General features: G+C 52.1%; 11 protein-coding genes. 4 read left to right on the forward strand and 7 right to left on the reverse strand.

Going from position 1 to position 12,628, the window contains the following annotated elements; all coding sequences use genetic code 11:
* The 5 genes from truA to fabB form a co-directional block, all read right to left on the reverse strand.
* The coding region (truA, locus tag AAY72_RS14100) for a tRNA pseudouridine(38-40) synthase TruA (protein ID WP_057788364.1) at positions 1-625 on the reverse strand (625 nt) is incomplete at its 3' end.
* Between the two features lie 52 nt (positions 626-677).
* Complete coding sequence (locus AAY72_RS14105; RefSeq protein WP_057788366.1) at positions 678-3,404, reverse strand: FimV/HubP family polar landmark protein; 2,727 nt, start codon at positions 3,402-3,404, stop codon at positions 678-680.
* A gap of 208 nt (positions 3,405-3,612) precedes the next feature.
* Positions 3,613-4,632 (reverse strand): aspartate-semialdehyde dehydrogenase, encoded by a 1,020-nt coding sequence (locus tag AAY72_RS14110; RefSeq protein ID WP_057788369.1) that lies wholly within the window; start codon positions 4,630-4,632, stop codon positions 3,613-3,615.
* A 16-nt stretch (positions 4,633-4,648) separates the two neighbouring features.
* A complete protein-coding gene (locus AAY72_RS14115) occupies positions 4,649-5,761 on the reverse strand; it encodes a 4-phosphoerythronate dehydrogenase (protein ID WP_057788371.1) in 1,113 nt (370 codons plus the stop codon).
* Between the two features lie 156 nt (positions 5,762-5,917).
* Positions 5,918-7,132, reverse strand: coding sequence for a beta-ketoacyl-ACP synthase I (gene fabB, locus AAY72_RS14120; protein ID WP_008607458.1), 1,215 nt, complete (start codon positions 7,130-7,132; stop codon positions 5,918-5,920).
* Between the two features lie 209 nt (positions 7,133-7,341).
* Between fabB and mnmC the strand changes: the two genes are divergently transcribed.
* Both mnmC and AAY72_RS14130 read left to right on the forward strand, forming a co-directional pair.
* Positions 7,342-9,243, forward strand: coding sequence for a bifunctional tRNA (5-methylaminomethyl-2-thiouridine)(34)-methyltransferase MnmD/FAD-dependent 5-carboxymethylaminomethyl-2-thiouridine(34) oxidoreductase MnmC (gene mnmC, locus AAY72_RS14125; RefSeq protein ID WP_057788373.1), 1,902 nt, complete (start codon positions 7,342-7,344; stop codon positions 9,241-9,243).
* Positions 9,244-9,296: 53 nt separating this feature from the next.
* Complete coding sequence (locus AAY72_RS14130) at positions 9,297-9,641, forward strand: hypothetical protein (RefSeq protein WP_057788375.1); 345 nt, start codon at positions 9,297-9,299, stop codon at positions 9,639-9,641.
* Between the two features lie 22 nt (positions 9,642-9,663).
* Here the strand turns inward: AAY72_RS14130 and AAY72_RS14135 are convergent, their stop codons facing one another.
* On the reverse strand, positions 9,664-10,542 hold the full coding sequence (locus tag AAY72_RS14135) for an OmpA family protein (RefSeq protein ID WP_057788377.1): 879 nt from the start codon (positions 10,540-10,542) through the stop codon (positions 9,664-9,666).
* Between the two features lie 128 nt (positions 10,543-10,670).
* Between AAY72_RS14135 and rnt the strand changes: the two genes are divergently transcribed.
* Positions 10,671-11,393: a ribonuclease T gene (gene rnt, locus AAY72_RS14140; protein ID WP_057788379.1), complete on the forward strand. Its 723-nt coding sequence runs from the start codon at positions 10,671-10,673 to the stop codon at positions 11,391-11,393.
* A 26-nt stretch (positions 11,394-11,419) separates the two neighbouring features.
* On the opposite strand, the gene AAY72_RS14145 is transcribed toward rnt, so the two are convergent.
* Entirely contained in the window at positions 11,420-11,764 is a 345-nt protein-coding gene (locus AAY72_RS14145) for a Grx4 family monothiol glutaredoxin (protein WP_008951431.1), read from the reverse strand.
* A gap of 227 nt (positions 11,765-11,991) precedes the next feature.
* Here AAY72_RS14145 and AAY72_RS14150 point away from each other — a divergent pair, with 227 nt between their 5' ends.
* A complete protein-coding gene (locus AAY72_RS14150; RefSeq protein ID WP_008984222.1) occupies positions 11,992-12,576 on the forward strand; it encodes a Fe-Mn family superoxide dismutase in 585 nt (194 codons plus the stop codon).
* The last annotated feature ends 52 nt before the right edge of the window (positions 12,577-12,628 follow it).

The following is a 12,628-nucleotide window of genomic DNA, read 5'->3' on the forward strand; positions in this document are numbered from 1 at the left end:
GCCCCATACCAATCTCCAGCAAGCTACCGGTGATATTGCGCACCATATGATGTAAAAAGGCGTTCGCCTTGATATCCAATACGATATAGTCACCAAAGCGCTCAATCCGCAGATGGTGGACATTACGAAACGGTGTTTTCGATTGGCATTGAATGGCGCGAAAGGCACTAAAATCCTGTTCACCCAACAAGGCTGGTGCCGCCTGCTGCATCAGGCTGATATCCAATTGCTGGTGATAATGACTCAAACCAGAACGTAGAATAGCTGGCCGATATTTATGGTTATAAATGACATAACGATAACGCCGTGCCGTCGCGCTGAACCTGGCGTGGAAATCATCCGGCACCACTTTCGCCCAGCGCACCGCAATTTGATCCGGTAACTGCGCATTAGTGCCCATCACCCAGGCTTTTTCGTCTCTTACCGCATTCGTATCAAAGTGCACCACCTGGCCGGTAGCATGCACGCCGGCGTCAGTGCGGCCGGCACAAAATAACTCTACCGGGTGGTTTGCTACCCTCGCCAGTGCAGTTTCCAGCTCCTGCTGTACACTATTGACTTCGCGCTGACGCTGCCAGCCAAAAAAGCTGGTCCCATCATATTCAATTCCTAAGGCTATCCGCATCTTGGCCCCTTTTCTCAGTTGGGGCTAGTATACCGCAGCCAAACTCTGTTACCTACTCTGGTCTTAGCGTTCGGACTTCATCTTTAACATGATCCGGCGCGTCCGAGGTTAAAATTTCATCGATCAGTAAATTAGCACTTTCCGGTTCATCCATCTCGATATAAGCACGCACCAGATCCAGCTTAGCCGCAAAACCATTGTCTTCCTGATCAACGTCCATTTTCGTGTGTTCACCGATAATATCAGCAAACTCATCCAGCCCCACATCCACATTTAACTGCTCAAACCGGCTGTCATCGTTATCACCCTGTTCCAGCGCGGACAACAAATTATCAATTTCGACAAAATCAGCGTCTGAGACCCCGGTCACAGTCGTGTCAGCTGGCGAATCCGATTGCTCATCAGCAGCGGCTAACTCAAGGTCCGGTTCCGCCTCCAGATCCTGTGCCGGCTCAATGTCATCTGTGGCAACTACAACCTCGGTTTGGGCGAGTTCATCAAGTAAATCGTCAAACTGACTGTCTTCTAAATCGGATAAATTAAAAGCTTCTGGTGTTAACTCGACCCTTTCGTCACGACCATCCCGCTCGTAATCCGGCTCAGTAGTTAAGGTCTCCAGCTGACGTGACAACACTTCCAGCTGTTGCTCATTTTCCGGATCAAAATCACTTAAATCGAGTTCGGGGTAATCCTCCAGCATTTGGCTTGGGTTTTCGACGGCCAGTGTCGCCTCGGTTGGCCGCACCACCGAACTATCATCCGCCACCCCCAAATCCAGATTAACACCAGTTTCGGCGTCTGCTTCGTTTAACTCAGCAAAGTCGAACTCATGCAGGGCTTCGGTTATCTCGTCAGCTTCTGGCGCTAATGGCTCGGTTTGCGCCATGTCGTCTGCCGCATCCTCGCTTGGCAGCAAATCATCGTTCAGTGATTCTGCACTGCCCTCAGCAGCAATATCTGCTTCCACGTCAAGTGCAGCCTCAATATTAAGGTCTGCTTCCGCATTCAGTGCAGCATCACCATCAACGCCGGCTTCAGCATCCAGTGCCGCCTCAGCTTCCTCAGCGGCTCGGGTCTGCTCCGCCGCTTGTACCAAAATGTCATCCAGCTCGTCCTGCAACCGGGCTTCATCTTCGGTAATTAATTCCTCATCATCCTGCTCCGGAAAATCTCCCTCTGCGGCCAGTTGCTCGGCAAAGGCCTCCAGCTCTGAGCTGTCAAACTTGGTATCCGTTGCTGTTGACTCTTGCAGCTCCTGCGCCCAGTCCGCCTCAAGATTATCCGTCGCCACCCCGGTATCGGCTGGCTCAGGCATCTCGCTTAGTTCGGTCGGTGCCACAGTCTGATCATTGCGCGGTGTCGCTTCGTCTACCGGCCAATCCAGCTCAATTTCTTCCAACAGATTATCGATATCGTCCTGACTGTCTAAACTAGCGTCTTCGACCTCTGGTTGTGGCTGTGGCATTAGCGAAGCCGCTTCAGCTTGTTCAGGATCGGCCAGTTCAATCACTTCCTCTGCTTCGTCTTCAACGTCTAGCAATGAGGCCAGATCGGTATCAGACAAAATATTATCAGCATCAAAACTCAGTTCATCACTGTCAGGTAACATCAAGTCATCTGCAGTATCGGTGGTTATTTGAGTATCATCATCAAGCGAGAAATCCAGTGACTCATCCTGTGGCACGTCGAGTAACTCTGATTTCAGCGGATCGGCGTTGTCAAAATCATCCAGTAAGATATCGTCGCTAAAGTCAGGCAAATCATCGTCACCCAGATTCTTCGCCGCCGCACCGGCTTTAGCCGTTGTCGGGGTTTCAAAGGCATCATCGAGCAAGCTGTCGTCGAGCGTAAATAAGCTATCGTCAAAATCCTGACTATTATCCAGCGGAGGCACCGGCGACTGATATCCCACAGGCGCAACAGGCTCTTTGGTCGCGGCGGCAACTACCTGCTCAGTTTTCTGGCCACGTTTTCTAATCCACACCATGACACCGAACAATGCCAGCAACGCTGGTGTAATGGCCGCTAACACCCAACTCAGCGGATTATTCAACAACTGGGCCAGCTGATTTTCGCTGGCAGCTACGCGAGCAGCTTCCTCAGCTTGCCGCCGTGCTTCCTGTTCAGCCAAGATTTGTTGTTGCTGCTGTAATAGCTGGTTAAGTTGCTGTTGTAATTCACTGTCTTCGGCCAGCTGGTTTTTCAGCCCCTCTAACTCCTGCTGTACCCGGCCCAATGAAGCACGCAGTTGCTCGTTTTCGCGTGCAATACCTTCAATCAGTTGCATCGAGCTCTGATAGTTATCTTTTAAGGCGTTCAACTCGGCCAATGTCTGCTGCTGCACCTGATTCGGCTTGGTAGTCTGTTCGCGGGCTCTGGCACGGGCCTCGGCTTCACGACGGGTACGTTCCGCCCAGGCCTGATCATCCAAATCCGCTTTGCGTCGTGCTTGTTCCGCATCGACACTACGAATTTCCCGCAAATCTGGCAGAATTAAGACTGCGCCCGGCCGTAAATGATTAAAGTTAGCATCGTTAAAGGCGCCCGGGTTTTTCAGAAACAGCGCGTACATCACCTGATAGGTGGTCACGCTATCATTGGGTTTAACCTGCTCGGCAATCCGCCATAGCGTATCGCTGGCCGTCAGCGGGCCAAACTGTTGCTGGGTAAAGGCATTATCACTGCTTTTCGGGCCACGGATCTGTGTTGGCGCACTTTGTGAGAACGCAAACGCCGAAAAATTGACAAGTAGCAATACGAATAAAATACGAACGGGCATCAGTTTTCCTTAGCCGAGCAACCAGACTCACGTCATTAAGCCAAACTTTATTTCAGAGCTATGCAAACAGTGTTCCATCATTCTCAAAGTCAGCCCGCCAACTATAATGCAGATGCCGGAAACTGACCAGAGGCGCAGCGGCAGCCACAATGAAAACAGGCCGCAAAAGCGGCCTGTAACAGTAATATACTACTTTACGATTATCTGACTACAGATAGTCGCGGATCAGCACTTCGGCGATCTGAATACTGTTGGTGGCAGCACCTTTACGAATATTATCGGCCACAATCCACATATTTATACCATTCTCGTGGGATAAATCCTGACGAATACGGCCAACAAAGACCTCATCTTTACCGGTAGCACTGCAAACCTGGGTTGGGAAGTCGGCATTGTTCTCCAGTAATACCACACCCGGCGCATTGGCCAGCAGGGCTTTTACCTGCTCTGGCGAAATCGGCATCCGGGTTTCGATATGCACTGCTTCGGCGTGACCATAGAATACCGGCACCCGTACTGCGGTGGCATTAACGGCGATGCTGCTGTCGCCCAGAATCTTCTGAGTTTCCCAGTGCATCTTCATTTCTTCTTTGGTGTAACCATTTTCCAGAAACACATCAATCTGCGGAATCACGTTAAAAGCGATTTGCCGGGCAAACTGTCCCTGCTCATCCAGTGGCCGGCCGTTCATCAGCTGTGCAGTTTCGCTGGCCAGGGCTTCTACTGCCGATTGTCCGGCACCACTGACCGACTGATAAGTCGCGACATTGACCCGGCTAATGCCAACGGCATCATGAATTGGCTTTAACGCCACCAACATCTGAATCGTTGAACAGTTGGGGTTGGCAATAATATTACGGTTACGGTAATCAGCAATGGCCTCAGGGTTAACTTCCGGCACCACTAAGGGAATATCCGCTTCGTAACGGAAATGCGAGGTGTTATCAATCACTACACAGCCCGCTTCCGCGGCTTTAGGGGCATAAATCGCCGAGACACTGCCACCGGCGGAGAATAAACCAATCTGTGCCTGGCTCCAGTCAAAGGTTTCAGCATCCAGCACCGTCAGCTTTTTACCCTTAAAGGTCACAGTACCACCGGCCGAGCGGCTGCTGGCCAGCGGGAACAGTTGCGCAACCGGAAAATCACGCTGCTCCAGAATTTCGATTAAATGTTGGCCGACCAGACCGGTCGCGCCCAAAACTGCGACATTGTATTGCGACGCCATGCGGTGCATCCTCTTATTACTGACGACTAAAGCCTAAGGAGTCAAGCCAGGCCGGTAAAGCCGGGCCACTCAGTTGTAGCGCACTGTACTCGCGCCTCGCAGGATAAGACTTTCTGAGCCAGTCAAACCCGTGACCTGTTATATGATACCGGAACAAGGCATCATCCCGCCGCACATCATATAACATCCTGGCGAGATTTTGGACATCTGGAAGCCCAAAATTAGCGGAAAGTTGTAGTTTTTCCATCGCTGGTACCGGCAAGAGCGCGGCCAGGGTCACCTTGGGCTGCTGTTGCAGCAGCTCACAGCAGCGCTGATACAGCATTTCGGTGCCCCGCGCCTTGCCTTCGACGCTATGGCCGGCAATATGCGCGGTGGCCAGATCGCAATACGGCAGTAGCGGCAACAAGATATCCGGCTCCTGTTCCCACACATCCAGCACCAGCGGCCGACGCTGCTGCTGTTGCGCCGTCAGCAGCGCCTGATTATCGATCACGGCGCCGCGCGAGGCGTTGATAATAGCGCAGTCAGGTTTTAGCTGCGCCAAGTGTACTGTATCTAATAGGTGATAGCTGGGATAAGGCCCGGATTTTTCAAGCGGGGTATGAAAACTGATAATATCGGCCTGCTGACACAAGGTGGCAAAATCGGTATGCGGAAAATCCGGCTCTTGCTCAGCTCGCAGCGGATCGCAGAGCAGCAGCGGGATCCCCAGCGCCTTTGCCGCGGTTGCTAAACGCTGGCCGATACTGCCAACCCCGACAATACCCAGCACTTTATGCTGCAATGACCACTGATAACGCTCAACCAGAAACCATAAACTGCTAAGTACATATTCCAGCACCGACTGGGCATTGCAGCCGGGCGCCGAACTAAAGCTAATCTGCCGGAAAGCTAAATAATCTCTGTCAACATGTTCAGTACCGATAGTAGCCGTGCCGACAAAACGTAAGCGGTTATTCTGTGATAGCAAACTGGCATCGACTTGCGTTACCGAACGCACCAGCAGGATATCGGCCTCGCGCAATGCCTCAGCCTTGACGTTACGGCCATCAAAGGTGGTTACCTCGCCAAGATCGGCGAAAAACTCGCGCACTAGCGGCATATTTTCATCAGCGTAAATGTTCATTATCGGCCCCGTTGTTCGGATGGGTGCATTCTAGCAAGAAAAGTCGTGTCGCAAGAACTGAACTTGAGCAAGAAAAAAGGCGCTGATGTCAGCGCCTTAAGTTATAACAGCTGCAGTTAGCCGTTATGGCCTTGCATTACGCTTTGTCGCGTTGCATTACCCTTTGTAGCGTTGCATTACTAAGGTGGCATTGGTGCCACCAAAGCCAAAGCTGTTCGACATCACGGTATTTAAGACTGCGTCGCGGGTTTGGGTCACGATATCCAGACCTTTAGCCGCTTCATCCAGTTCACCGATGTTGATCGACGGCGCAATAAAGTTATGCTTTAGCATCAGCAGCGAGTAAATGGCCTCATGCACACCGGCCGCACCCAGCGCATGACCAGTCATCGCCTTAGTCGCACTGATGGCCGGGGTTTTGCCGGCAAAAACTTCCTGGATCGCGCCCAGCTCTTTGACATCACCCACCGGGGTGCTGGTGCCATGAGTATTCAGATAATCAATAGGTGCGTCCACGCCCTGCATCGCCATTTGCATACAACGTACGGCGCCTTCACCGCTTGGTGCCACCATGTCATAGCCATCTGACGTCGCGCCATAACCGACAATTTCAGCATAGATGGTCGCACCACGCGCCAGCGCGTGCTCTAATTCTTCAACTACGACGATACCGCCACCGCCACTGATGACAAAACCATCACGGTTAGCGTCATAGGTACGCGAGGCCAGTTCTGGCGTGTCGTTGTAACGGCTGGATAAGGCGCCCATCGCATCAAACTCCATCGCCAGCGTCCAGTGCACTTCCTCACCACCACCGGCAAACACGATATCCTGTTTGCCCAGTTGGATCAGTTCCATCGCATGACCGATACAGTGTGCACTGGTGGCACAGGCTGAACTGATGGAATAGTTGACGCCTTTAATTTTAAAGGGCGTAGCCAGACAGGCCGAGCAGGTGCTGGACATGGTTTTCGGCACGGCATAGGGGCCGACCCGTTTTACACCTTTTTCACGCAGAATGTCGGCCGCTTCAACCTGAGTTTTGGACGAAGCGCCGCCCGAGCCAACCACCAAGCCAACGCGCGGATGCGAAATCTGCTCATCGCTTAAACCGGCATCCTGCATCGCTTCCTGCATGGCCAGATAAGCATAGGCAGCAGCATCGCCCATAAAGCGCATCGCTTTACGATCAATCAGTTCGCTGGGGTCCAGTTTAATATTGCCCCATACCTGCGATCTTAAACCCAGCTCTGCGAATTCCTCGGCACGGCTAATACCGGACTTACCCGCTTTTAACGAGGCCAAAACCTCAGCCTGATTGTTACCGATACTAGATACAATGCCTAAACCGGTGATCACGGCTCTTTTCATGCTTACTCCCCATGCCTGTCGTTACAGGTACTGAATGTTAAAAATTATCTTTGTCATGCTGCCGCCCAGTAAGGCCGCAGAACTAATACCACAATTCTACGGACTTTCGCCACGAAACTGGTCTGCTTTCAGCGCACAGCTGTACTCTGTTTTCAATTTTGCTTCAGGCTGCGGTAAACTACAAGATGAAATTTTGCCAAAGGTTTGTTATGTCTGCCCTATCGCACGCCCGGATCCACTTTAATGCCCAAGGCACCCCGGTTGCCACTGACTTTGACGATATCTATTTTTCCAACGATGGCGGCCTGGCCGAAACTGACTACGTGTTTTTGCAGCAAAACGGTTTACCCGAGCGCTGGCAAAGTCATACTCGCCCCTGGTTTCATGTGCTGGAAACCGGCTTTGGTACCGGTGCCAACTTCTTGCTTTGCTGGCAACGCTTTCGGGAGTATCGCCGCCAGTATCCGGATGCTCAGTGTCAGCGGCTGTATTTTAGTAGCTTTGAAAAATACCCGTTAAGCCGCGCCGATCTGACACAGGCATTAAGTGTACACACTGAATTAGCCCCACTTTGCCAACAGCTATTGGCCGCCTATCCACCGGCCACCGCGGGCTGTCATCGACTATTGCTGGATGGGGGCCAGGTAATGCTGGATCTGTGGCTGGGTGATGTTAATGTACTGTTGCCGACAGTGCCGGAGCAGAATCGGGTCGATGCAATCTTCCTTGATGGTTTTGCGCCAGCGAAAAACCCCGATATGTGGCAACCGGGATTATTTCAGCAGCTATTTCGCTTAAGTTATCCCGGCACCCGTCTTGCCACCTTTACCTGTGCCGGGGTGGTAAAACGCGGTCTAAGCGCAGCGGGCTTTCAGCTTGCCAAGGTAAAAGGTTTTGGTAAAAAACGCGAAATGCTGATTGCCTGGCATCCACAGCCGGCTGCGTCGTTATCCCCCGACAGGCAGCACAGCGATCCTGTTAGTGATCCTGTCACCATTATCGGTGGTGGTCTGGCAGCCTTAACCACGGCCTATGCCCTGCTGCGCCGGGGTATTGCCGTCAACTTGCTTTGTGCTGATGTCGAAGTCGCCCAGGGTGCTTCACATAATCGCCAGGGTGCACTTTATCCGAATCTGCCAGTTAAGCTCACGCCACAGGGGTTATTTCACTGTCAGGCCTTTTGGCAGGCGCGGCAGTTTTATCAGCACTGTCAGCAACTGGGCTTAGAGTTTCCGCTGGATTACTGTGGCGTGCTGCATCTGGCCAGTACAGAGCAACTGGCTGAGCGGCAACAAAAAATGGCAGCGGCTGCGGTCTGGCCACAGGAGTTACTGCAATTTGTCGATGCAGCCGCTGCCACTAAGCTCGCTGGTGTAAGTTTGCAGCAGGGCGGCATCTTTTTGCCGCTGGCCGGTTGGTTGGCACCGCAAGCCTTTTGCCAGGCATTGTGGCGCTACCTTAGCACCCAGCCAGGCTTTAGCAGCCAGTTTAACTGTCGGGTAGAACAACTTGAAGCGCATTCTGAAGGCTGGCGACTGCATACCGCGACAACGACACTCACCGCACAACAGCTGCTGGTCGCCAATGGTGCCGATCTAACCCGCTTAGCCCCCTTTGCCGCTCTGCCGGTAAATCGGGTACGCGGTCAGGTTAGCCATGTCGAAGCCCCGGATCTTGCGCCATTGCGCACTGTAATTTGTCATAAAGGTTATCTGACGCCTGCCTGGCAAGGACTGCACTGTATTGGCGCCACCTTTGACCGGACGGCAGAAACGGCAGAGTTAATGGATGCAGACGATACCCAGAATATTGCCGAGCTGCGGCAACAGTTACAGGCACCTGACTGGAGTCAGCATTTAACGGTTGATTCGGCAAAAGCCGCTTTTCGGGCGACAGTGCCGGATCATCTGCCACTCTGTGGTCGCTACCACAACAATGCCGCGCCAGCACCACTTTGGCTAAACGTCGGTCTGGGTGCCCGCGGCTTGTTATTCGCGCCGCTGCAGGCTGAAATTCTGGCCGCACAAATTAGCGGCGAACCCATCCCAACAGGGCAGACCGGTCTGCAATTACTCTCGCCAGCGCGCTTTACGAAAAAAACCGCGACCTGACCCCGATTCTTTGCTAGAGTTTTGCATTACAGGACGCTAAACAAGGATTTGCTATGTCAGGTCGGATCTTAACATTGGCGCTGCTCGGTTTGAGCAGCATACTGCTGGGCATCAGCTCAGTACAGGCAGCAGAATTTTATCGCATTCCGTTACCAGCCGATGCCCGGGAGCAAGCCCGGTTAGAGCAAAAACTGCCGGCGGTACTGCATTATTATAGCCAGTTGTCGGCAGCCGAACTGGCCACTTTTTACCAACAGCAATTGGGACAACCGATACAACAAAAGCAGCATCAACAGCAGCTGCAATTGTATTTTCAGCGTAATAGTGAGCAAATTCGGGTAGTGATCGCCGAACAGCAAGGTTGGCGAGATGTGTCACTCATGGTAGAAAAACGCTGAACAGACCGGCGAAACCACCGCACTAGGGTTTCGCCATTTGTAATACCAGCCGGCGGTTCACCGCGCGACCAAGTGACGTATCATTGGGGGCGACATGCCGCCGTTCACCAAAGCCTTCAATTTGCACCTTATCCTCGGCAACACCGGCCGCAATCAAAAAGTCTTTAATTTTTTGCGCCCGCTGTACCGATAATTGCTCGTTCATCCAACGTCCGCCGAAACTATCGCTATAGCCCTGTAGCTCAATGGCTTCGATATCCTGATCATATTTCAGATACTCAGCGATTTGACTTAAACGGCGCCGCGATTCGCGGGTTAACTGATCACCGCTTTCATAGCTTAGGATAGTAAAAGCGATATCCTCGAAACTATAAGGCAATAAACCGGCAATACAGTGGCTAAACGCCTGGTATTGGGTTGGGAATTGCACCGGATTCAGCGCGGCAGTCACCTTGTCGTATGGGCTGTACCAGTCACTGTAATAAAAGGTAGGGCTAAAGCCCTGCTCTAGCTCGGTCAACAAAGTCCAGGCGGTTTTCTTTGGTAAGTCGCCATCAAATTGTTTCAGCAGCCGCATACTGGCCAGGGTTTTCGGCTTTTCTCCCGGTCGCCATTGTGGCGGCACCGACAGCACTTCTGCCAAGCCATAACTATCTGGCAGCCTTAGCATTTGCAGTTGAAAATCCAAATTTAAATCTTTACCGGCTACGCTGCTAAACACTGCCTTACCAAAATTCGGGATCGGGTGTTCCAGTTGACACAGCAAGGGCGTATTGGCGCTGAGTTGCCAACTGGACTGTTCAATAGTGGCAGAATATTGACGCCACTGACTGGGAGCGGCGACCGCCAGACTCACCATCAAGCCCGCGCTAACACTGAAAAATAGCGTGATTGCCCGCATTTACTGCCCCGCTGTTACAATGAAAAAATTCCTGATACCTACCAGACCTTAGCAAGCATTATGCCCAAAACAAGACCTGTGACATTTTTTTTGGCATAATGCCGGCCTCTGTTAGGCATGGTGACTGTATGACCCTAAAAAGCGCGACCGAACCACAAGCAACAACCAGCAGCACAGCTAAGACCGCTAGCTTACTAGCACGCCGCTTTCGTGGCTATTATCCGGTAGTTATCGACGTTGAAACCGCTGGCTTTAATCCAAAAACCGATGCCTTGCTGGAAATTGCGGTAAATTTGTTGGAAATGGATGCCGACGGCGCACTCAAGCCCGGTAAAACGCTGCATTTTCATGTTGAGCCCTTTGCGGGTGCTAACCTGGATGCCAGCTCACTGGCCTTCAACGGTATCGATCCTTTTAACCCACTGCGCGGCGCCGTTGCCGAGCGCGAGGCCATTACTGAGATCTGCAAAGCCGTGCGCAAAGCACAAAAAGATGCCGGTTGCCAGCGCTCAGTGCTGGTCGCGCATAATTCGGCGTTTGACCAAGGTTTTTTTAATGCTGCCATCAGCCGCTTAAATTATAAACGCTCGCCGTTTCATGCTTTTGTTTCGTTTGATACCACCAGCCTGGCGGCGCTGGCGCTGGGGCAAACGGTACTGGCCAAAGCCTGCCACCAGGCGGGAATTGCCTTTAATGCCAAAGAAGCTCATAGCGCCCTGTATGATACCGAGCGTACTGCAGAGCTGTTCTGTTACATCGTGAATAAATGGCAGCAACTGGGAGGCTGGCCACTAAGCAATGCGCTACCGGCCGATGAGGAACAGGACGAAGAGACCGAAGACACGGCATAAAACAGCTGCCGTGTCTTAATCAAGGCTTATTCAGCAGCAGGTTGTTCGGCTTTAAACTTTTCAGCCGTAGCTTTGATCAACGGCTGTAACTCACCGCGCTGAAACATTTCCAGCACGATATCACAACCACCAATCAGCTCGCCTTCTACCCACAGCTGCGGGAAGGTCGGCCAGTTCGCATATTTTGGCAGCTCGGCCCGGATATCCGGATGCTGCAGAATGTCGACAAAGGCAAACTGCTCACCACAGGCAATCAGCGCTTGTGACGCCTGTGCCGAAAAGCCACAACTGGGGAATTTTGGCGAACCCTTCATATACAACAGGATCGGATTGTCGGCGATTTGTTGTTTGATTTTGTCTAACGTTTCCATTACTACCTCTCGGATTAAGATGAAAGTTGGCCTATTTTACTCCTTCTGCCCCTCGCCCGCACTTGAGATTTGCAGAAAGTGCCCAATATTGTCTGAACCAACAACAGCGCCTGCGGCTATAATGATTGCAGGCAAACGCAGGCCGGCAGGCATAAAACTTGAGTATTTTAGTCAGGTTTTGTAGTCTACGCCATGCAGACACTTTAAACAACGAACGGAGAGCTACAATGGCCTTTGAATTACCCGCCTTACCATACGCAAAAGATGCTTTAGCGCCGCATATTTCTGCTGAAACCCTGGAATATCACCACGGTAAGCACCACAACACCTACGTCGTAAAGCTGAACGGTCTGATTGAAGGCACGCCTTTTGCCAGCCAGTCGCTAGAAGAAATTATCCGTAACAGCGAAGGTGGCGTATTTAACAACGCGGCGCAGGTTTGGAACCATACGTTCTACTGGCACTGCTTATCGCCAAATGGTGGCGGTCAACCAACTGGCGCCCTGGCAGATGCCATCAACGCTAAGTGGGGCTCTTTCGATGCCTTTAAAGCCGCCTTTAATGACAAAGCGGTCAATAACTTTGGTTCCAGCTGGACCTGGTTAGTGAAAAAAGCGGATGGCAGCCTGGATATCGTCAACACCAGCAACGCCGGCACGCCAATTCAGGACGCGGCAGTAACGCCAATTATCACCGTTGACCTGTGGGAGCACGCTTACTACATCGACTACCGCAATGCCCGCCCAACTTACCTGGACGCATTCTGGGCCCTGGCGAACTGGGAATTTGCTGCGGCAAACTTCGCTAAGTAATAGTTTTATTCCTGGTTGTGATACCCGGCTTCGGCCTGTCTCTTGATCACAA

The organism is Alishewanella sp. WH16-1 (assembly GCF_001441695.1).
Lineage (GTDB): Bacteria > Pseudomonadota > Gammaproteobacteria > Enterobacterales > Alteromonadaceae > Alishewanella > Alishewanella agri.